This is a genomic window from Clavibacter sp. VKM Ac-2873 (assembly GCF_015351075.1).
Lineage (GTDB): Bacteria > Actinomycetota > Actinomycetes > Actinomycetales > Microbacteriaceae > Clavibacter.
Genome location: NZ_JADKRS010000001.1, coordinates 1,495,159 through 1,516,471, shown reverse-complemented (window position 1 = coordinate 1,516,471; position 21,313 = coordinate 1,495,159). Strand labels below are relative to the sequence as shown.

The window sequence follows — 21,313 nt, the reverse complement described above, 5'->3', positions numbered from 1 at the left end:
TCGGGGGCGGATGGGAGCATGGCCGCATGCCCGACACCGCGACGCCCCCCTCCTCCGCTGCGCTCTCCGCCGCCACGAGCTCCGACCTCAGGTCCGCTGCCCGCGAGCACCTCTCGCGGCTGGTCGGCGTCGCCGGCGCCGACTTCCACGACGGGCAGTTCGAGGCCATCGAGGCGCTCGTGCAGGATCGCTCGCGCGCCCTCGTCGTGCAGCGCACCGGATGGGGCAAGTCGGCCGTCTACTTCGTCGCCACCCTGCTCCTCCGCCAGCAGGGGCTCGGCCCCACGCTCCTCGTCTCGCCGCTCCTCGCCCTCATGCGCGACCAGGTCGCCGCCGCGCGCCGCGCCGGGGTCCGCGCGGTCGCCATGAACTCGAGCAACGCCCACGAGTGGGACGACCTGCTGCGCGCGCTCGACGCCGACGAGGTCGACCTCCTGCTCGTGTCGCCCGAGCGCCTCAACAACCCGCGCTTCCGCGACGAGCAGCTGCCCGCGCTCCGCGCCCGGCTCGGCCTCCTCGTGGTCGACGAGGCGCACTGCATCTCCGACTGGGGCCACGACTTCCGGCCCGACTACCGGCGCCTGCGCGACCTCATCTCCTCCGTCGACGAGCGCGTGCCCGTGCTCGCCACCACCGCCACCGCGAACTCGCGCGTGGTGGCCGACGTGGAGGAGCAGCTGAGCGTCGGATCCGCGGGCGCGGGCGTCGTCGAGACCGACCGCGTGCCCGTGGTCACCATCCGCGGGCCGCTCGCCCGGCGGTCGCTCCGGCTGGGCGTGCTCCGACTCGAGAACAGCCGCGATCGGCTCGGCTGGCTGCTCAGCCACCTCGACGAGCTGCCGGGCAGCGGCATCATCTACGCGCTCACCGTCTCCGCCGCCCAGGACACCGCGCGGCTGCTGCGCGACGCGGGCCACGCCGTGAAGGCGTACACGGGCCGCGACGACCCGGCCGACCGCGAGCAGGCGGAGGGCGAGCTGCAGCGCAACGAGGTCAAGGCGCTCGTCGCCACGAGCGCGCTCGGCATGGGCTTCGACAAGCCCGACCTCGGGTTCGTGGTGCACCTCGGGGCGCCGTCGTCGCCCGTCTCCTACTACCAGCAGGTCGGGCGCGCGGGCCGCGGGTCCGCCGACGCGGACGTGCTGCTCCTGCCCGGCCGCGAGGACCCGGACATCTGGCAGTACTTCGCCACGGCGTCCATGCCGGACGAGCAGCAGGCGGCCTCGGTCATCCAGGCGCTCGGCGAGAGCGACCGGCCCCTGTCCGTGCCCGCGCTGGAGTCGCGGGTGTCGCTCTCGCGCAGCCGGCTCGACCTCCTGCTCAAGGTGCTCGACGTCGACGGTGCCGTCCGGCGCGACACCTCGGGTTGGTCGGCCACGGGCGTCCCGTGGGTCTACGACCGCGCGCGCTACGAGCAGGTCGCGGCAGCGCGCGTGCGTGAGCAGCAGGCGATGCTCGACTACGAGACCACGCTCGGCTGCCGGATGGAGTTCCTCCAGCGCCAGCTCGACGACGACACCGCGGCGCCCTGCGGGCGCTGCGACCGGTGCGCGGGCGCGTGGTACCCGGCGTCGCTCGATCAGCAGGCGTCCGCCACCGCGTCGCAGGCGCTCGACAGGGTCGGGCTCCCGATCGAGCCGCGGCTGCGCTGGCCGGCGGGCGCGTCGAGCGTCGGCGTGCCGCTGAGCGGCGCCATCGCGGCGGGCGAGCAGGTGGATGAGGGCAGGGCGCTGGCGCGCCTCACCGACCTCGGCTGGGGAGGGCGCCTCCGCACGGTCTTCGCGGCCGGTGCCGCGGACGCGCCGGTCGACGACGCGCTCGTCGCGGCCTGCGTGCGGGTGCTCGCCGAGTGGGGGTGGGCGGAGCGGCCGCGCGCGGTCGTGCACGTGCCGTCCGCCGGGCGGCCGCAGCTCGTCGGCAGCCTCGCCCAGCGCATCGCCGAGGTGGGGCGGCTGCCGTTCCTCGGGTCGCTCGACCTCGTGGATCCGGGGGCGCCCGGCGCGGCGCGCGGCAACAGCGTCTACCGGCTGGGGCGCGTGCACCCGCGGTTCCAGGTGCCGGCGCACCTCGCGGACGACCTCGCGGCGGATCCGCGCCCGGTGCTCCTCGTGGACGACCTCGTCGACACCCGCTGGACCCTCACCGTCGCCGGCCGCCTGCTGCGGAAGGCCGGCGCCACGCGCGTGCTGCCCTTCGCGCTCGCGCAGCAGGGGTAGGGCTGGACGACCGGCGGTCAGCCGCCGGCGGTCGGAGGCGCGGTCGGAAGCGCGGTCGCAGGCGCGGTCGGAAGCGCGGTCGGAGGCGCGGTCGGAGGCGCGGGCGGGGGCCCCGGCTTCGGCGGCCTCGGGCTCGGCTTCGCTGTCGGCGTGGCCGGCGGCGATCCGGGGGCGTCGACGGGTGCGCTCGCGGCGGTGCCCGACGACACGAAGGCGATGCCGTCGCCCGCGAGCCGCGCGCGCATGACGTCGATGGCCTGCGGGTTCTCGTCCACGAGCACGAAGCGGCGACCGAGCTCGCGGGCCGCGGCCCCCGTGGTGCCGGATCCCGCGAAGAAGTCGAGCACCCAGTCGCCGGGCCGGCTCGACGCCTGCACGATGCGGCGGAGCACGCCCAGCGGCTTCTGGGTCGCGTAGCCCGTCTTCTCGCGGCCGGTGGGGGAGACGATCGTGTGCCACCAGACGTCCGTCGGCAGCTTGCCCCGCTCCCGCTTCTCGGGGGTCACGAGGCCGGGCGCCATGTACGGCTCGCGGTCCACGCCCTCGGAGTCGAAGCGGTAGCGGACGGGGTCCTTCACGTAGACGAGGATCGTGTCGTGCTTCGCCGGCCAGCGGCGGCGGGACTTCGCGCCGTAGTCGTAGGCCCACACGATCTCGTTGAGGAACGACCGGCGGCCGAAGAGCGCGTCGAGCACGACCTTCGCGTAGTGCACCTCGCGGTAGTCGAGGTGCAGGTAGAGGGTGCCGGTGGGATCCAGGAGCCGCCAGGCCTCGATCAGCCGCGGCTCGAGGAAGTCCCAGTAGTCGGCGAACGAGTCGTCGAAGCCGTAGAGCATGCCCTTGACGGAGTCGTAGCTGCGGCCGTGGAAGCCGAGGCGCGCGCCCGGCGGACGGACCGGCTCGGGCGTGGCGGTGCTCGCGGGGGCGAGGGAGGCCGGGGACGCGATCTCCGCAGCAGGACCGGTCGCGGCGCCGGCGGACGGATCCGCGGCGGGTGCGGCGGCCGTGCGTGCGGGGGGCGCCGCAGGGGAGAGGGTGTCGGGACCGGCGTCCGCCGAGGGACCGGCCTCGGCCACGGGTCCTGGATCCGGCGTCCGGGTGACCGTGAGGTTCTGCCGCTCCTGCGTGCGGCCGGTGTTGAAGGGCGGATCGAGGTAGATGAGCTGGAAGGCGCCGTCGGGCAGCGCGCGCACGGCCTCGAGGTTCTCGGCGTGGATCACGAGGTCGGGGCCGTCGGGGGTCCACGCGGGCAGGGGCACGCCCTGAGGTTAACGGACCCCCGCGGGCGCGCGACGCGCACCGGAGCGGCGCACCGGCGGTCGGATGCGCCCCCATTTCGGGGCGGTTCGCCCGTGACCCTGCCGCTCGGGTCGTGCGCTCCGCTAGGAACGTCACATGAGCGATGAGCGCGACCCCGACCGGACCGACGGATCCCACCCCGACGAGCCGCGCGGCCAGGACCCGGCGCACGAGGACGCGCACGACGGGGCGACGGGGTCGGACGCCGCGTCGTCGGAGCCCGTCAGCCCCTATGGCCCGGCGGACACCGCCGGACCGGCCGCCGAGGATCCGGCTGCCGAGGAACCGGCCGCCGAGGATCCGGCTGCCGAGGAACCGGCCGCCGAGGAACCTGCCGCCGACGAGGCCGGCGCGGACGCGGCAGCCGCGGGGGCGACGGGTGCCGCCGCCGGCTCGGTCCCGTCGGATCCCACGACCGCGGGCGCATCCGGCCCCGCCTTCGCGCCGCCGTACGCCGCGCCGGCCGCCGCCGCCCCGCCGTACGGCGCCGCCCCGCCCTACGCCGCCGCCCCGCCCTACGTCTCCGGCGAGCCGCCGCGTCCACGCGGCGGAAAGGGCCTCGCCATCGCGGCGCTCGTCGTCGGCATCGCCGGGGTCCTGGGCGCGTTGATCCCGTTCCTGAACTACGTCACGGCCGTGCCCGCGCTGGTCGCGGTGGTGCTCGGCATCATCTCGCTCGCCCGGCGGATGGACGGCAAGCCCCTGGCGCTCACGGGCCTCATCCTCGGCGCCGTCGGCTTCGTCCTCAGCATCGTGCTGGCGTTCGTCTACACGTTCGCGTTCGTCAGCTCGGTGACCGACGCCGTGGAGTCCGCGGGCGCCGACTCCGGCTTCGCGACCCCCGAGCCCACGGACACCTCCGGGGACGGCGCCACGGCGCTGCCCGGCACGAGCCCCGACGACCCGCTGCCGATCGGCACCCCCGTCACCGGCGAGGGCATCGACGGCCCGGAGTGGCAGATCACGCTGGGCACGCCGATCCTCGACGCCACGGCGGCGGTCCTCGCGGCGGATCCGACCAACGGGCCCCCCGCCGACGGCATGCAGTACGCGGTCGTCCCGGTCACCGCGACGTACCTCGGGTCGAGCACGGGCGATCCGCTCTCCGAGCTCGCGGTGGGCTTCCTCGCCTCGGATGGCTCGCAGTACTCGGCGGCCGACAGCTTCGTGCAGGCGCCGGCGCCCGCGTTCACGGACGCCGACAAGCTGCTCGAGCCGCAGGGCACCGCGACGGGCAACGTCGTCATCGAGATCCCGATCGAGGGCGCCGCGGACGGCCTCTGGGCGACCGCGCCGGGGATGATCGCGGACGCGTACTACTTCCGGGCCGGCTGACCGGCATGGCGCCCGCGCCGGCGACCGGGGCAGCCCGCCGCGCGGAACGTAGGCTGCGGAGGTGACACCCGACGCGACGCCCGCCCGCCCCATCCCGACCGCCGCCGACCTCGACGCGCGCGACCCGCTCGCCCGGTTCCGCGCGCTGTTCGTGCAGGCCGACGACGTGGTCGCCTACCTCGACGGCAACTCGCTCGGCCGCCCGACCCTCGCGAGCGTCGACCGCATGGCGTCGTTCGTGCGGGAGCGGTGGGGCGGCCGCCTCATCCGCGGCTGGGACGAGGACTGGCTGGTGATGCCCACGCGCATCGGCGACGACCTCGGCCGCGTCGCGTACGGGGCCGCGGCGGGCCAGACGTTCGTCGGCGACTCGACCACGGTGATCCTCTACAAGCTCGTCCGCGCCGCCGTCCGCGCCCGGCCCGGCCGCGACGAGCTCGTGATCGACACCGACAACTTCCCGACCGACCGCTTCGTGCTCGAGGGCGTCGCGGAGGAGTGCGGCATGACCATCAGGTGGATCGAGGTCGCGCCCGACGCCGGCGTCACGCCGGGTCTCGTCGCCGAGGCGGTGGGGGAGCGGACCGCGCTCGTGGTCCTCAGCCAGGTCGCGTACCGGTCGGGCTTCCTCGCGGACGTGCCGGGGATCACGCGCATCGTGCACGACGCCGGCGCGCTCGTGCTCTGGGACACCTGCCACTCGGTCGGCGTGATCCCCACCGAGCTCGACGCGTGGGGCGTCGACCTCGCGGTCGGGTGCAGCTACAAGTACCTCGACGGCGGGCCCGGCGCGCCCGCGCACGGCTACGTGCGCAGCGGCCTGCAGGCCGAGCTGCGCCAGCCGATCCAGGGCTGGATGGGGGCGCAGGACGTGTTCGCCATGGGGCCGGAGTACGTGCCGGCCGACGGGATCCGCCGCTTCCTCAGCGGCACGCCGCCCATCGTCGGCATGCTCGCGATGCAGGACATGATCCAGCTCATCGAGGAGGCGGGCATGGCGGCCATCCGCGCCAAGTCGCTCGCGCTCACGGGCTTCGCGCTCGACCTCGTCGACCGCGACCTCGTGCCGCTCGGTGCCCGCGTCGCGAGCCCGCGGGAGGAGGAGCGGCGCGGCAGCCACGTGAGCGTCGACCACCCGCGCTTCCGCGAGATCGTGGGCGCGCTGTGGGAGGAGGGCGTCATCCCCGACTTCCGCGCGCCGTCGGGCCTCCGCCTGGGGCTCAGCCCGTTGACCACGTCGTTCCGCGAGGTCGAGGTCGGCGTCGAGGCGATCCGGCGGCACCTGGCGGGCTGACCCGCGCCGGCCGGCCGGCTCCCCGGTCGGCTCAGTCCGCCCACGCCCGCCGCGTGCTGCGGACGGGCTTCCCCGTGGCCGCGGCCTCGTGCATGAGGAGCGCGAGGTGGTGGTCCTGCGACGCCTCGGCGAGCGGGTTCGTGGACGGTCCGCCGGCCGCGTGCGCGTGCATCTCGACGAGGCACTGCGCGATCGCGATCTCGTCGTCCGCGAGCCGGCCGGGCGCGAACGGGTTCTCGTAGACCCACTCGGATCCGAGCAGCAGGCCGCGGAGGTGGTGGCCCTCGAGGTTGCCGCCCTGCCCGGTCTCGACGCGCGTGATGTCGGCCCACGTGGGCGTCGTCGCGTCGAGCAGCCAGCTCACGTGCTCGTCGGCGATCTCGCCGCGCTCGCCGCGGACGAGGAGCCGATTGCGGCGGATCCAGGAGAAGTACTGCCGGTCGGTGAAGTCGTAGACGCCGAGGCGGTCGCCGAAGTCGAAGCGCGCGGTGGTCTGCACGGCCGTCACGACCTCCTCGCGCACGGGATCCCCGTCGCGGTCGGGCCCGGCGACGAGCGGCGACGAGAAGCGCTGCGCGGTGACGGTCGCGTCCTCGAAGCCGATGCCGAGGGCCCGCCGCATCACGCGGATGCCGTGGTAGTCGTGGCACTGCGCCACCTGGGCCTGGCTGATCCGGCCGAGCCGGCCTCCGGCCGCGATCGCGAGCTGCGCGGCCAGCAGCGGCGAGAGCGGGTACTGCTCGGCGACCTCGATCCGCGCGCCCTGCCGCACGAGCGCGTCCAGCCGCTCGAGGTCCGCGACGGTCTCGCCGGGCGGCGTCTCGGTGAGGACGGCCACGCCGCGGTCGACGAGCTCGGCGATCACGTCGGGCGCGGCCGTTCGCGGCACCGACACGACCGCGAACGACGGCGTCTCCGCGGCGAGCAGCTCGGCCGCCGTGCGGAAGGTGCGGATCCCCCACTCCTCCTCGAGCGCGCGGCCCGTCTCGGCGCTCCGGGTCACGAGCCCGGTGACGGCGAAGCGCTCCGGGAGGGCGCGCGCGATGCGCAGGAAGAAGGCGCTGCGCCAGCCGCTCCCGACGATGCCGAAGCGGATCTGCGGGGCGGTCGGGGCGGGGCGGGGCATGGTCGCCAGCGTACGCGCGGGGTCGTGCGGGACCCCGGCGGGCGGATCATCCGGGAGGCGCCGTTGGGTTCTCGCAGCAGACTGGGGAATACTCGCGAGGGCCGGGTGGCTGTCCCGGGAGCGGACGCTCCCGCGCGAGGCGCATCCCGGCTCCGACCGAGGAGCACCGACCCGAGAAGGGGCACGAGCATGGGGATCCAGACGAGCCTCGACCAGGTCGCGCAGGCCGCGCGCATCCTCGACGTGATGCAGGAGGCCGACGAGCTCACGGTCGCCGCGAGCCGCGACGGCGGCGGCCGCGCGGTGCGCCTGCTCGCCCGCGCCGCCGCCGATCCCGCCGACCAGCTCACGGCCGTCGCCGCCATCCACGCGCTCGCCCAGGTCTTCGACGAGGCCGCCGACCTCGCGCTCGTCGCGCTCCTCGACCACGACGTCCGGTGGATCCGCGAGCACGCCGCCTGGGCGTTCGGCACCCGCCTGCCGCGCTTCGACGCGGTGTCCGGCCTCGTCGCGATGGTGGTCGAGGGCGGCTTCCCCGGCATGCTCGCGCAGCGCACCCTGCAGCAGTGGGCCGGGTCGACGCCCGAGCACGTCGCGCTGGCGCTCGAGAACGCGCTGCTCGGCGTGCAGGGCGACGACGCCCGGTCGCGCCTCGTGGAGACGATCGGCCTCGTGCCCGGGCGGATCCCCGAGCGCGTGCTCCTCCGCATCGCCCCCGCCGCCGCGGAGGGTCCGCTCACCCGGTCCGCCGCGGTCGCCGCGCTGGGCGACCGGCCCGCGGGCGAGGCGATCGCGGCCCTCGTCGCCGACATCGCGCGCGGCGACGACGAGGTGGCCGCGGTCGCGCGCCTGGCCGTGCTCGACATCGCCCGCCGCGACGGCGACCACGGATCCCTCGCCGCGCGGCCCGCGCGCCCCGGCCTCACCGTCGTCCAGCTCTTCCTGCACGCCGACATCGACGCCGGCCTCACGCACGTCGGCGCGGGCGACAACGGCGGCATCGCGACGCTCCTCGTGCGGCTGGGCGACGCGCTCGTCGCGCCCGCGGCCGCCGACGGGGCGCCCGCGCCCGCGCCCGGCCGCGCCGTCGTCGCCGCTCCGCCCGCCGCGCCGCTCGGGGCGGAGGCGGCCGTCGCCGACCGCCCCGTCGACCGCGTCATCACGCTCTCCCGCGGCACCCCCGACCAGGCCCTCGGCTCCCTCGCCCGCGTCACGGCCGGCGACGACGGCCACGTCTTCGCGCACATCCCCATGCTCGGCGGCCCGCGCTCGCTGCCCGAGGCGTGGCCGCACCGCGTCGAGGCCGAGCGGGGGATCCGCCGCGTGCTGCGCGCCGCCGGCCGCGTCGACGCCGTCCACCTCCGCATGGCCGACGTCGGCACGCTCGCCGCGTCCACGGTCGCGCGCGAGCTCGGCATCCCGGTCGTCTTCACGGTCGCGCCGGATCCGCACGGCGTGGTCGACGCGCTCGACCGGTCCGGCGCGCTCACCCGCGACGGCTTCGGCGCGGTCGACGCGCGCGAGCACTACTGGTTCCGCGTGCGGCTCGTGCAGCGCCTGGCCGCCGACGCCGCCCACACCGTGCTCTTCCCGCGCCCCGAGCTGAAGCGCGACATGCGCCGCCTCGTCGGCATCGACGTGGACGCGCACCCCGAGCGCCACAGCGTCGTCGCCGAGGGCATCGACGTCTCCGCCATCGAGCGCTCGCGCGACGACGCCCTGCTCGGCGCCGACGCGGACGGCGCCCCCGCCCGCGCCTTCGTCGAGCTCGACCGCCTGCTCGCCGGCCTCCCCGAGGAGCGCCGCGGACTGCCGCTCGTCATCTCGGTCGGGCGCCTCGCGCGGGTCAAGGGCATGGCCTCGCTCGCGCACGTCTGGGCGGCGGATCCCGCGCTCCGCTCCCGTGCCAACCTCCTCATCGTGGGCGGCGACCTCGACGCCCCGAGCCCCGAGGAGCGCGAGCAGCTCACGCGGATCCTCGAGGCCGTGCCCGACGCCGACGGCCCCGCGGACGCGGCCCGCCACGGCCTCCTGCTCGCCGGCCACCGCGGCAACGACACGGTCACGCGCTGGCTGGCCGCCGTCCGCTACGGCCGCCCCGGCCTGAGCGCCCCCGGCGGCGCCTACGCGTGCGCGAGCATCAAGGAGGAGTTCGGCGTCGCGCTCCTCGAGGCGATGTCGATGGGCCTGCCCGTCGTCGCGCCCGCGTCGGGCGGACCCGCGACCTACGTGGAGGACGGCGTGACCGGCCTCCTCGTCGACACGGCGGATCCCGCGGAGCTCGCCACCGGGATCGCCCGCGCGCTCGACATCGCGGCCGGCCCCGGAGCGGCGGCCGCCGCCGACCGCGCGCGCGACATGGTCGCCCGCACCTTCACCATCCAGGCCATGGCGGGCACCCTGTCCCGCGTCTACCGCGACGTCGCCGCAGCCGACGACCGAACCCTCTGGGAGCTCAGCGCCTCATGACCCTGCTCGTCATCAGCCCGGACTACGCGTCCCACCTCTTCCCCCTCATCACGCTCGCGTCGGCCTGGCAGCAGGCCGGCGAGCGCGTGGTCGTGGCGACCGGATCCGCGACCGCCGGCATCGTCGAGGCCTCCGGCTTCGAGCGGGTGGACCTCCGCCTCGGCCGCGGATCCAACCCCGGCACCATCAAGGCCGAGGACCAGCCGACCGGCGAGGACGACGCCCTCCGCGGCTTCTTCGCCGCCACGCGCCGCGGCATGGTCGAGACCCTGCGCTTCCAGGCGGAGGCGCGCAGCGACGACCTGCTGTGGGAGCCGGTGGAGACCGCGCGCGCCGTGCAGCGGATCCTCGACGAGGTGCGCCCCGACCAGGTGATCGTCGACCACCTCGCCTTCAGCGCGCGCCTCGCCCTCCTCGCCTCGGGCACCCGGCACGCCGACGTCGTGCTCGGCCACCCGAGCGCGCTGCCGGTCGGCGGCGAGGTCTACGGCTTCCCGCCCGCGTGGCCCGCCGCCTTCGAGCCCGAGGAGGAGGACCTCGACGAGCTGCGCGCCCTGTGCGAGCGCGTGCGGGACCGCTTCACGGCGCAGTGGAACGACGCCCTGGCGATCCTCGCGCCGCACATGCCGCCCAGCCGCGACGCGTTCGCGGAGGCCGGCGACGTGCTCCTGCTCAACTACCCCGAGGAGCTGCACGACCCCGACCGCTCCGAGCTCCTGCCGCCGCACGCGTTCATCGGCTCGGCCGTCCGCCGCGAGGCGCCCGAGGCGGAGGTGCAGGACTGGATCGACGCCGGCGGCGACCCCATCGTCTACGTGTCGCTCGGCAGCTTCCTCTCCGTGCGCGACGACGTGCTCGCCCGGATCGCCGCGGCCCTGCGCGACCTCGACGTGCGCGTGGCGCTCGCGACCGGATCCACCGACCGGAACGCCCTCGGCGACATCCCGTCGGACTGGCTCGTCCGCCCCTTCCTCCCGCAGGTGACGCTGCTCGGCCACGCCGACCTGGCCGTCACGCACGGCGGCAACAACTCCGTCACCGAGGCGGCGACGGCGGGCGTCCCGATGCTCGTGCTGCCGCTCTCGACCGACCAGTTCGCGGGAGCCGCGGCCCTCGAGGACGCCGGGCTCGGGATCGCGCTGGCCCCGAACGTCGCCACCGTCACCGAGCTGCGCCAGGCGGCCAAGGCGCTGCTCAACCCGACGGGCACGCAGCGCGCCGGGCTCGACGCCATCGCGGCCGCGCTCACCCGGTCGCCCGGTCCGCAGCGCGCGCACCAGGCGCTGGCCGGCGGGATCCGGCCGGAGCAGGCCGCGCGCTGACCGGGTCTCCCCACCGGGCGACGCACGCGCCGCGATCTCGTAGACTCGGGGATGACCGCGTCACGCGCCCCGGCGCGGCGGTCGCCCCCAGTCTCGTCAACGGATCCAGGTGCCCTCGTGAACATCGTCGCTTTCATCATCGCGTTCGCCCTCTTCCTGGGCGGCATGGCGCTGTTCGCGTTCGCGTTCTACATCGACGGCTTCGAGCTGCTGGCCTTCTTCGCCGGCATCCTCTGCGTCGCGGCGTCCATCGCGATCCCGGCGCACGTCCTCAAGCGCACCGACGCCTGATCCGCGTCCCGCAGGCACGGCCGCCGCGGTAACAAACCGGACACACGGCCCGGCTACGCTCCCGGCATGGGTGATCTTTTCGAGGGATACGGCACGCTCGCGGCCGCACGCCGCGCCACCGGCGGCGCGATGCCGTTCGACGAGATGTTCCGGGATCCGCCGGTCGCCGGGGAGCCTGCCGTCGCGCGGGCGGCCTACCGCGAGATCCACGCGGCCCTCTCCCGCATGACCAAGGAGGAGCTGAAGGACCGCACCGACGCGCTCGCCACCAGCTACCTCGCGCAGGGCGTCACCTTCGACTTCGCGGGCGAGGAGCGGCCGTTCCCGCTCGACGCCGTGCCGCGCGTCATCGAGCAGGCCGAGTGGAGCCGCCTCGAGAAGGGCGTCGCGCAGCGGGTCCGGGCGCTGGAGGCGTTCCTCGCCGACGTGTACGGGCCCCAGCGCGCGATCCGCGACGGCGTGATCCCCGCCCGCCTCATCAGCTCGTCCAGCCACTTCCACCGCCAGGCCGCGGGGATCGACCCGGCCAACGGCGTCCGCATCCAGGTCTCGGGCATCGACCTGGTGCGCGACGAGGCCGGCGAGATGCGCGTCCTCGAGGACAACGTGCGCGTGCCGTCGGGCGTCAGCTACGTCATCTCGAACCGCCGCGTCATGGCGCAGACCCTCCCCGAGCTGTTCGTCTCGATGCGGGTGCGTCCCGTCGGCGACTACCCGAACAAGCTCCTGCAGGCGCTCCGCGCGAGCGCGCCCGACGGCGTCGAGGACCCGAACGTCGTCGTCCTCACGCCCGGCGTCTACAACAGCGCCTACTTCGAGCACACGCTGCTCGCGCGCCTCATGGGCGTCGAGCTCGTCGAGGGCCGCGACCTGTTCTGCTCCGGCGGCCGCGTCTGGATGCGCACCACGGGCGGTCCCATGCGCGTCGACGTCATCTACCGCCGCGTCGACGACGAGTTCCTGGATCCGCTGCAGTTCCGCGCCGACTCCATGCTCGGTTCGCCCGGCCTCATGCTCGCGGCGCGCCTCGGCAACGTGACCATCGCGAACGCGGTGGGCAACGGCGTCGCCGACGACAAGCTCGTCTACACGTACCTGCCCGACCTCATCCGCTACTACCTGGCCGAGGACGCCATCATCCCGAACGTCGACACCTGGCGCCTCGAGGAGCCCGACTCGCTCGAGGAGGTGCTCGACCGGCTGCCCGAGCTCGTGGTGAAGCCCGTCGACGGATCCGGCGGCAAGGGCCTCGTGGTCGGCCCCGCCGCCAGCGCGGGCGAGCTCGCGGAGCTGCGCGCGCGGCTGCTGAAGGACCCGCGCGGCTGGATCGCCCAGCCGGTCGTGCAGCTGAGCACCATCCCCACGCTCGTGGAGGACGGCATGCGCCCGCGGCACGCCGACCTCCGCCCGTTCGCCGTCAACGACGGCCGCGACATCTGGGTGCTGCCGGGCGGGCTCACGCGCGTCGCGCTCCCCGAGGGCCAGCTCGTGGTCAACAGCAGCCAGGGCGGCGGATCCAAGGACACCTGGGTGGTCGGCGACTCCGGCTTCCCGGCGGCGACGCGCGAGCGCAGCGTGCAGGCGCTCGTGGCCGACCAGGCCGCGGTGACCACGTCGATCCCGATCATCGCGCCCGGCGAGAAGGCGCCCGACCAGTCGCCGCACGACGCCCCGCGCAACCGCGACCAGCACGAGCAGCAGCAGCAGGCGGCCGCTCCGGGCGCCGCGGCCGCCGACTCCGCCGCGGCCGCCGACACCACCGAGGGGGACCGCTGATGCCCATGCTGTCGCGCATCGCCGAGTCGCTGTTCTGGATCGGCCGCTACATCGAGCGGTCGGACGGCACCGCCCGCATCCTCGACGTGCACCTGCAGCTCCTGCTGGAGGATCCGTGGATCGACGAGGACACCGCCTGCCGCTCGCTCCTGAGCGTCATGGGCAGCGACGTGCCGAGCGAGGACGTGCTCGGCCGCGACGACGTGCTCGCGCTCCTCGCCGTGGACCGCACGCAGCCCGCCTCCATCGCCTACTCGCTCGGCGCCGCGCGGGAGAACGCCCGCCGTGCCCGCGAGATCGTCTCCAGCGAGCTGTGGGAGTGCCTCAACACGACGCGCGCCCGCATGCCCCGCAAGATCGCCAACGACCGCGTGCACGAGTTCTTCGGCTGGGTGCGCGAGCGCTCGGCCCTCGCGGTCGGGCTGGTCGAGTCGGGCACGAGCCGCGACGAGGCGTGGCAGTTCTTCACGCTCGGGCGCTCCATCGAGCGCGCCGACATGACGGCCCGCCTCCTCGCCACGCGCGCCCTCACCGAGGCGAGCGGCCCGTCGTGGACCACGATCCTCCGTTCCTGCGGCGCCTACGAGGCCTACCTCCGCACCTACCGCGGCGTGCCGAGCGCGCGCAACGCGGCGGAGTTCCTGCTGCTCGACCGGCTGTTCCCGCGGTCGATCACGCACTCGATCCGCCGCGCCGAGCAGTGCCTGCACGACATCGAGCCGCGCACCGACCGGCTCGGGGTGTCCGACCAGGCGCAGCGGCTGCTCGGGCAGATCCGGAGCGAGCTGGAGTACCGGCCGATCGCGGAGATCCTCGACGACCTCCCGCGCTTCATGGACGCCGTGCAGGAGGCGACATCCGCCACCAGCGAGGCCGTCCGCCAGCGCTACTTCCCCACCAACGCGGCACCCAGCTGGGTCGGAGAGAACTCGTGAACCGCCTGCGCATCACCCACCGGACCGGCTTCCACTACGAGGGCGAGGTGACCGCGTCGTACAACGAGGCGCGCATGCTGCCCGTGTCGAGCGAGAACCAGTTCGTCCTGTACTCGAACCTCGACATCCAGCCGAAGCCGGGGCACCACACCTACGTCGACTACTTCGGCACGCGCGTCTCCTCGTTCGAGATCCTCAGCCCGCACCGCTCGCTCGAGCTCACGGCGACGAGCCTCGTCGAGGTGCGCCCGCGCACGCACGAGCCGCACCAGCTCGGCTGGGACGACCTCGCGGTCGACGTGCAGCGCGCGACGGACCGCGTGGAGCAGGTCGCGCAGACCATGCGCACCGAGCCGCACGAGGAGGTCCGCGCGCTCGCGGAGGAGATCGCGGGCGGGGCCGGCACCCCGTGCGAGGCCGCGGCGGACATCGCGCGCGCCATCGGCGAGAAGGTCGAGTACATGGCCGGCGTCACGAGCGTGCAGTCGACCGCGCGCGAGGCGTGGGAGCAGGGGCGCGGCGTCTGCCAGGACATCACGCACATCGTCATCGGCGCGCTCCGGCACGTCGGGATCCCCGCGCGCTACGTCAGCGGCTACCTGCACCCGAAGCCGAACGCGGCCGTCGGCGAGACGGTCACGGGCGAGTCGCACGCGTGGGTGGAGTGGTTCTGCGGCGAGTGGCGCGGCTGGGATCCCACGAACCTCATCGACATCGGCGACCGGCACGTGCTCGTCGGCCGCGGCCGGGACTACCGCGACGTCGCGCCGCTGCGCGGCATCTACGCGGGGCCGTTCCGGTCGAAGCTGTTCGTGCGGGTGGAGATCACGCGCGAGTCCTGACCCTCGGCGGGCGGGGCGCTGCCGCCTAGTCTGGATCCATGCCCGACGACGAGCGCTCCACCGGCGGAGCCGACCACCGCACCCTCGTGGACGCGGAGGGCGTGACCCTCCACTACTACGTGTGGGAGGCCGAGCGCCCGAAGGCCGTCGTGCACATCGCGCACGGGGTCGGCGAGCACGCGCTGCGCTACATCCGGCTCGCGCGGGAGCTGAACGCCGCGGGGTTCACGGTCGCGGCCGACGACCACCGCGGGCACGGCGCCACCGGCCTCGGCCACCTGGGCATCGGCGTGCTGGGGCCGAGGCGGCACCTCGCGGCGCTCGACGGGATCCAGCTGGTGAGCGAGCAGCTGCGGCGCGAGCACCCCGACCTCCCGCTCGTGCTCCTCGGCCACAGCTGGGGCGCGCTCCTCGCGCAGCGCATCGTCGCGCGGGCGTCGCACCTGTACGCGGGGCTCGTGCTGAGCGGCGCGTCGCTCGCGATGCCCGGCGTGATCAACACGGGCGACCTCAACAAGCGCTGGCGGCACCCGGCGGCGTCCGGATTCGAGTGGCTGTCGCGGGATCCGGAGGCGCAGCGGGCGTTCGGCGCCGACGACCGGAACTTCGACGTCAACGTGCTGAAGCCGTACCGGATGCGCGACTCCGTGCAGATCATGGGCCGGCCGCCGCGGAAGCTCGCGACCGACCTGCCCGTGCTGATCCAGGGCGGCGAGGAGGACTCGCTCGGCGGACGCCGCGGGATGCAGCTGCTCGCCCGCGACTACAGCAGGCGCTCGCGGCTCAGCGACGTGCTGCTCATCGTGTACCCGGGCGCGCGGCACGAGATCTACAACGAGACCAACCGCGACGAGGTGGTCGCGGATCTGCGGAGCTGGCTGGAGACGCGCGTGGTCGCGGCCGACGGCGAGGACGCGCGATGACGGGCGCGCTGCCCGAGGCGACGCTCCGCCCGGCGCGCGCCGACGACCTCGCGTTCCTCGAGGACATGCTGCTGGCGTCGATGGACTGGCGCGACGACGGGTCGATGACGCGCGAGCGCATGCTCGCGACGCCGGAGCTCGCGCACTACGTGGCCGGCTGGCCGCGCGCGGGCGACGTGGGCGTGGTCGCGGAGGTCGCGGGGGATCCGGTCGGCGCGGCGTGGGCCCGCCTGTTCGCGGACGACGACCGCGGCTACGGCTTCGTCGCCTCCGACATCCCCGAGCTCGGCATGGCGCTCGTGCCGTCGGCGCGCGGCCGGGGCCTCGGGCGGCGGATGCTCGTGGCGCTCGTGGACGCGGTGCGCGCATCCGGCGCCCCGGCCGTGAGCCTCAGCGTGGAGGACGGGAACGACCGCGCCCGCGCGCTCTACGAGTCGCTCGGCTTCGTGGCCGTGGGGCGCGAGGGCGGATCCGACGTGCTGCTGCTCCGCGGCTGACGCGCGCCGCCCTCCGGCCCGCGGGATGCGGGACGGAGGGCGGCGGCGGTGCGGTGCGGCCGGTCAGGCGCGCGCCGGGCGGCCCGTCCGCGCGCGTCGGCGGCGTCGGGCCTCGAACGCGCTCGCGGATCCGACGGTCAGCAGGAGGGCGGCCAGGGCGAGCGCCGACGCGGGCGAGGACCCCGTGCGCGGCAGCGAGCCGCGGAGGCTCGCGCTCGCGCTCCCGCCCGAGGTGCCGGTCGGGCTCGATCCGTCGGCGGACAGGGCGCCGGGGGAGGCCGCCCCGCCGGTGCCGGCCGGAGCCGACGAGGATCCGCCGGATGCGGACCCGCCGGACGCGGACCCGCCGGGCGTCGTGCCGGAGCCGCCCGGGTCCGCCGCCACCGCGGCCGTCGTGACCACGGCCGCGGACACGTCCGCGTCGAGCCCGGAGGCGTCGACCAGGTGCAGGCCCGTGACCGTGCGGGACGCGCCCGCGGTCACGTCCTCGGCGAGCACCGCGGATCCGCCGTCGGGCAGCGCGAACCGCGTGCCCGGGGCGATGTCGCCCGCCGCGAGCGGGGAGCCCGCGACGCTGCCGCCGTCGCTGGTCACGCGCGCCGTGCCGTCCGCGACCTCGACCCGGAGACCCCGGATCCGGACGGCCAGGCGGCTGCCCGGGTAGAGCGACATGTCGTCGAGGGCCGCGCTGCCGGATCCCGCGCTCGAGGCGAGGCGGATGCCGGAGGCGCGGATCTGGCCGGCGGCGCCGTCCCCTGCGTCGGCGGCGGGGTCGGCGGCGGTCGCGTCGGCGGCGGTCGTCGCGTCGGCGGCGCTGACCGCGTCCGGCGCGAGCCCGAGCGCGGACGGCGCGTCGGCCGCTGCCGGGGCCGCATCGTCCGGCCGCGCCACGGGCGCCGCCGCGACGGCGCTGGGCCCGGTCGCCCGGATCCCGTACGCCGACCAGCCGGCGGGTGCCGTGTCCGGGACGATCGGGGTGGGCGCGGGTCCCGGATCCGGCACGGGCGTCGCCGCGCTGCCCGCGGCCACGGTCACGACGCCCAGCCGCACCTCCGGGTGGCGGCCGGTGAGGTCGCGGTAGTGCAGCGCCGTGAGCGTCACCGTGCCGTCGGATGCGACCGTCCGCTCGCCGAACCGCACCTCGACGCGCGGGGTGCCCTGCTCGTCGACGCCCGTGTAGAGGTCCGTGGTCGTGTCGATCCACACGCCGTCCACGAAGACCGCGTTGCCCGCGTCGGCGAACGACACGGTCATGGCGCCCGCGGCGGAGACGGCCGCGTGCAGGCCGGCGACCCGGAGGGCCGGCCAGCGGTAGTCGGCGAGCGGATCCGTGGAGGCGCCGGGCACCTGCCGGAACGCGCCCACGTCGACCGTCGCGGTGCCCGCGGCGTCGCCCGTGCCGAGGTCGACGGCGACGGCCGACGCGGTGTCGGGATCCGTGCCCGTGCCCGTCACGGCGTCGGCCGCCGCGTGCGGCGCGGCGACGGTCGCGGTCGGCTGCGGCGCGACGAGCACCGTGCCGTCCGGTCCCGTGACGCCGACGCCGTACGCGCCCACGACCTGCCCGGCCGCGGGCGGCACGACGACCGTGCCGAGGCGCACGTCCGGGTGCGCGCCCGTGAGGTCGCGGTAGTGCACCGCGGTGACCGTCACCGTGCCGTCGGCAGCCGTCTCGTGCTCGCCGAACGCGACGGTGAGCCGGGGTGCGCCCTGCTCGTCGACGCCCGTGTAGAGGTCGGTGGTGGTGTCGATCCAGCGGCCGTCCACGAAGACGGCGCTGCCGGGATCCGCGAACTCGGTCGAGACGACGCCCGTGGGCGTGACCGTGGCGGTGAGCCCGTAGACGCGGAACGCCGTCCAGCGGTACTCGGCCAGCGGGTCGGCGGGGGCGCCCGGCAGCTGCTCGAACGAGCCGACGCCGACCGTCGTGGTGCCGTCCGCGCCGGTCTCGACGCGCACGGAGTCCGCGTGCTCGGCGGATCCGTCCGTCGCCTGCAGCGCGTCGGCCGTGGCGCGGCGGCCCCGGCCCTCGACGCGCGGCTGCCCGTCGATCACGCGCGTGCCGTCGGGGGCCGTGACGGTGACGCCGGTGGCGACGCGGCCGGATGCCGGGATGGGCGCGGGCGCGGGATCGGGCGCCGGGGTCGGATCGGGCGCGGGCGTCGGATCCGGGTCGGGCACGGGGGTGGGCGCCGGCGTCGGCGAGGCCGACGGCGTCGGGATCGGGGAGACCGCGGCCGCGGCGCACGTCACGGATCCGGTGCGCACGCGCCAGATCTCCGACGCGCCCGCCTCCGCCTCCACGTCGATGCCGACGGTGGTGGCGGATCCGCCGTCGCCCGCGCTGGTCGCGCCGACGATGACGCGGGTCGCGCCGTAGACCGACTCGGGGAGGTCGCGCGTCCAGCCCGGCGTCGCGTCCGCGTCGGCGGTCACGTCCGCCCCGCCGATGGTCAGCCGGTCGAGGTGCACGGCGGGCGTGCCGCCGGGCGTGCACGACACGGTGAGGCCGGAGAAGACGATCGCGGGCCGGTCGCGGAGCTGGAGCTGGCCGCTCGCGACGGCGCTGGACGCGCCCGTCGGGCCGGCCGTCGCGGAGAGACCCGTCGTCCGGGTCGTGTTCTCCTTCAGCACGTCGCCGGTGGACGCGGCGGTGCGCGTGACCGCGGCACCCGCCGACCACTCGGCCAGCGGCGTCGGCGCCAGGAGCGTGTCGCCGTCGATGTCGACGATCTCCACGCCCGAGGCGCGGGCGAGCACGGCGTCGGTCGCGTGCGCCGCCAGGGGCGCGAGGCCGCCGAGGGCTAAGAGCGCCGCGAGGGCGGCGGCTCCGGCGGCGCCGGTCGCGCCGACGATCCCGAGGGAGAGGCGCGGGGAGGATCCGCGCGTCACCCGGCTCATCGTCCGGCTCCCGCGCCGAGGCCCTCGATGAACGCGCGGCCCGCGGGCACGCCGGCCCCGGTCACGTCGTCCCAGCCGGGGCCGGAGCGCAGCGTCTGCCTCCCGGTGTCCCAGAGGAAGAGCGTCTCGGGCCACAGCGCTCCCGCCGACGGGCCCGTCGGGGACCACGTGGCCGCGGAGGCGGGCTGCACGTCGCGCAGCGCGCTCGTGCCCATCAGCGCGTAGAGCGCGGGGCTCGCGAGCCCGAAGCGCCGGCCGGTGACGGCCTTGGAGATCGCGACCATGGAGGCGACCATCGGCGTCGCGAGGCTCGTGCCGCCGTGCGCCGCGTACCGGGTGCTGCCCTTGTGCGGGCCGTAGGTGATGAAGCCCGTGTCCGGATCCCCCAGCGAGGCCACGTCCGGCAGCAGCCGCCCGGTGCCCGGGACGGCGAGCCGGTCGGCCTGCCAGGTCGGCCGCGCGTACTCGGCGGACTGGCCGCCGCCCGCGCCGAACGCGAAGCCCGGCGGGATGAGGGCGCCGTTGCGGGCGAAGCGGGTCTCGGTCTCCCAGCCCGCCTCGACGGCGATGGATCCGTCCTCGGCGAGCCCGGTGCTCGTCGCGCCGACGGCCGTGACGTACGGGCTCGACGCGGGCGACGCCACCGTGGCGTTCCCGCCGTGGTCGCCGACGCCGCTGTAGTCGCCGTCGTTGCCGGTGGAGGCGAACACGGAGACGTCGCGCGACGCCGCCTCCACGAGCACCCGGTTGAGCAGCTCGCGGTCGTCGGCGGTGTCGAGGCCCTCCATCGCGCCGAAGGACAGGCTGATGACGTCCGGTCCGTCCTCCGCCGCGTCGAGGATCCGCGTGTAGAGGCTCGTGCTCGTGCAGTCGTCGGCGCTCCAGTAGGAGATCGCCGCGTCCGGCGCCATGGCGTGGACCGCCTGCACGTCGAGGTGCTGCTCGTCCGTCCACGCGGTCGGGCCACCGCAGATGCCGGTGCGCGGCGCGGCGGACGGGTGGTCGCGGTACTGGCCGGCCGCGAACGCGGGCTCGCCGACGGCGCGGGAGTAGGTGTCGGTGTCGGCCCGGGTGTCCGGGTCGTCGTAGGCCGCGACGATCGCGACGGTGGCGCCCGCTCCGCGGTCCTCGGCCGGCACGTCGTCGACGCGCCGCAGCTGTGCCGGGCCGTAGCCGCACAGCGAGTTCGAGCGGTGGGCGACGTCGACGGACGCGGGCCACGCGTCGGTGAGGCGCTGGCCCCACCAGGCGGCGCACGTGCCGTCGTCGGCGGAGGAGGCGGGGGATCCGCCGGTCGCCTGCCCGGGGATCGGCGCGGGAACGGGGTCCGCGGCCGCGGGCACGTCGGCGGCGTCGGCGGCCCGCGCGGCGTCGGACTCGGCGTCCGACGGCATCAGCACGTCGCCCTGCACGGTGCCGGCGACGCCGCGCACGGCGTCGAGGGCGGCGGGCACGGCGAGGGTCCGCTCCGGGGCGACGACCTCGCGGCCGCCCACGCGGAACCGGGCGAACCCGGTGTCGAAGGCCCGGGACGCGACCGCCAGCGTGCTGGAGACGGGCAGCGCGGCGACCTCGCCGCGCGCGTCGCCCACGTCGAGGCCGCGGTCGCGCAGCCACGCGGCGACGGCCGGTGCGGCGTCGGACCGGGCCGGATCCAGCAGCACCGTGAAGGCGACGGTCGCGTCCGCGGGCGCGTCGCCCAGCCGGACGGCGGCGTCGGCGGCGGGCCACGAGGGCGCCGACCCGTCGAGCGCGCGGAGGCCGGACGCGGTGGGGCCGGACGCGGCGCGCGCGGCGGAGGGGTCGGCCAGGGCGGAGGCGGATCCGGTGCCCGCGAGGGCGCTCGCGACGACCGCCGCGACCGCCGCGAGGGCGACGACGCCCGTGCCGAGCGCGAGGGACCGGACGCGCGCGGGCCGGGGAGCGCGGCGGACGAGGGTGCGGATCCGCCCCTCCGTCGGCGGGCGCTCGCCGGGCCCGGAGGCCTCGACGGGTGGGAGGGACGAGGGGCGTGAGGGCATGCGGGATCCGTATTCGGTTCAGGGGGAGTGCGCGATGGCGCGTGCGGAGGCTATCCCGTATCGAGA

Annotated in this window: 15 protein-coding genes; 11 read left to right on the top strand and 4 right to left on the bottom strand. The window is 76.0% G+C overall.

What is annotated here, in order from left to right; translation table 11 throughout:
• Positions 1–26 precede the first annotated feature (26 nt).
• Positions 27–2,216, top strand: a complete 2,190-nt coding sequence (locus ITJ44_RS07060) for a DEAD/DEAH box helicase (RefSeq protein ID WP_194633983.1) — start codon at positions 27–29, stop codon at positions 2,214–2,216.
• A gap of 17 nt (positions 2,217–2,233) precedes the next feature.
• On the opposite strand, the gene ITJ44_RS07055 is transcribed toward ITJ44_RS07060, so the two are convergent.
• A complete protein-coding gene (locus tag ITJ44_RS07055) occupies positions 2,234–3,475 on the bottom strand; it encodes a site-specific DNA-methyltransferase (RefSeq protein WP_370551635.1) in 1,242 nt (413 codons plus the stop codon).
• Between the two features lie 136 nt (positions 3,476–3,611).
• Between ITJ44_RS07055 and ITJ44_RS07050 the strand changes: the two genes are divergently transcribed.
• Together ITJ44_RS07050 and ITJ44_RS07045 are read left to right on the top strand one after the other, a co-directional pair.
• Positions 3,612–4,850, top strand: a complete 1,239-nt coding sequence (locus tag ITJ44_RS07050) for a DUF4190 domain-containing protein (RefSeq protein WP_194633982.1) — start codon at positions 3,612–3,614, stop codon at positions 4,848–4,850.
• A gap of 61 nt (positions 4,851–4,911) precedes the next feature.
• Entirely contained in the window at positions 4,912–6,144 is a 1,233-nt protein-coding gene (locus tag ITJ44_RS07045) for an aminotransferase class V-fold PLP-dependent enzyme (protein WP_194633981.1), read from the top strand.
• 31 nt (positions 6,145–6,175) lie between these two features.
• On the opposite strand, the gene ITJ44_RS07040 is transcribed toward ITJ44_RS07045, so the two are convergent.
• Positions 6,176–7,270 (bottom strand): Gfo/Idh/MocA family protein, encoded by a 1,095-nt coding sequence (locus tag ITJ44_RS07040; RefSeq protein WP_194633980.1) that lies wholly within the window; start codon positions 7,268–7,270, stop codon positions 6,176–6,178.
• 189 nt (positions 7,271–7,459) lie between these two features.
• On the opposite strand from ITJ44_RS07040, the gene ITJ44_RS07035 reads away from it, so the two are divergent.
• The 8 genes from ITJ44_RS07035 to ITJ44_RS07000 all read left to right on the top strand — a co-directional run bounded on the left by ITJ44_RS07035 (position 7,460) and on the right by ITJ44_RS07000 (position 16,325).
• A complete protein-coding gene (locus tag ITJ44_RS07035; RefSeq protein ID WP_194633979.1) occupies positions 7,460–9,739 on the top strand; it encodes a glycosyltransferase in 2,280 nt (759 codons plus the stop codon).
• Entirely contained in the window at positions 9,736–11,061 is a 1,326-nt protein-coding gene (locus ITJ44_RS07030; RefSeq protein WP_194633978.1) for a nucleotide disphospho-sugar-binding domain-containing protein, read from the top strand. The genes ITJ44_RS07035 and ITJ44_RS07030 overlap by 4 nt, the downstream gene beginning before the upstream one ends.
• 117 nt (positions 11,062–11,178) lie before the next feature.
• On the top strand, positions 11,179–11,352 hold the full coding sequence (locus ITJ44_RS07025; protein WP_194633977.1) for a hypothetical protein: 174 nt from the start codon (positions 11,179–11,181) through the stop codon (positions 11,350–11,352).
• A 66-nt stretch (positions 11,353–11,418) separates the two neighbouring features.
• A complete protein-coding gene (locus ITJ44_RS07020) occupies positions 11,419–13,128 on the top strand; it encodes a circularly permuted type 2 ATP-grasp protein (RefSeq protein ID WP_194633976.1) in 1,710 nt (569 codons plus the stop codon).
• Positions 13,129–13,133: 5 nt separating this feature from the next.
• Positions 13,134–14,063 (top strand): alpha-E domain-containing protein, encoded by a 930-nt coding sequence (locus tag ITJ44_RS07015; protein WP_041465411.1) that lies wholly within the window; start codon positions 13,134–13,136, stop codon positions 14,061–14,063.
• Complete coding sequence (locus ITJ44_RS07010) at positions 14,060–14,905, top strand: transglutaminase family protein (protein ID WP_194633975.1); 846 nt, start codon at positions 14,060–14,062, stop codon at positions 14,903–14,905. The genes ITJ44_RS07015 and ITJ44_RS07010 overlap by 4 nt, the downstream gene beginning before the upstream one ends.
• Positions 14,906–14,943: 38 nt before the next feature.
• Positions 14,944–15,828 (top strand): alpha/beta fold hydrolase, encoded by an 885-nt coding sequence (locus tag ITJ44_RS07005; protein WP_194633974.1) that lies wholly within the window; start codon positions 14,944–14,946, stop codon positions 15,826–15,828.
• On the top strand, positions 15,825–16,325 hold the full coding sequence (locus tag ITJ44_RS07000) for a GNAT family N-acetyltransferase (RefSeq protein ID WP_194633973.1): 501 nt from the start codon (positions 15,825–15,827) through the stop codon (positions 16,323–16,325). The genes ITJ44_RS07005 and ITJ44_RS07000 overlap by 4 nt, the downstream gene beginning before the upstream one ends.
• 63 nt (positions 16,326–16,388) lie before the next feature.
• Here the strand turns inward: ITJ44_RS07000 and ITJ44_RS06995 are convergent, their stop codons facing one another.
• Together ITJ44_RS06995 and ITJ44_RS06990 are read right to left on the bottom strand one after the other, a co-directional pair.
• Positions 16,389–19,226 (bottom strand): hypothetical protein, encoded by a 2,838-nt coding sequence (locus tag ITJ44_RS06995; protein ID WP_194633972.1) that lies wholly within the window; start codon positions 19,224–19,226, stop codon positions 16,389–16,391.
• A complete protein-coding gene (locus ITJ44_RS06990; protein ID WP_194633971.1) occupies positions 19,223–21,247 on the bottom strand; it encodes a S8 family serine peptidase in 2,025 nt (674 codons plus the stop codon). The genes ITJ44_RS06995 and ITJ44_RS06990 overlap by 4 nt, the downstream gene beginning before the upstream one ends.
• Between the last annotated feature and the right edge of the window lie 66 nt (positions 21,248–21,313).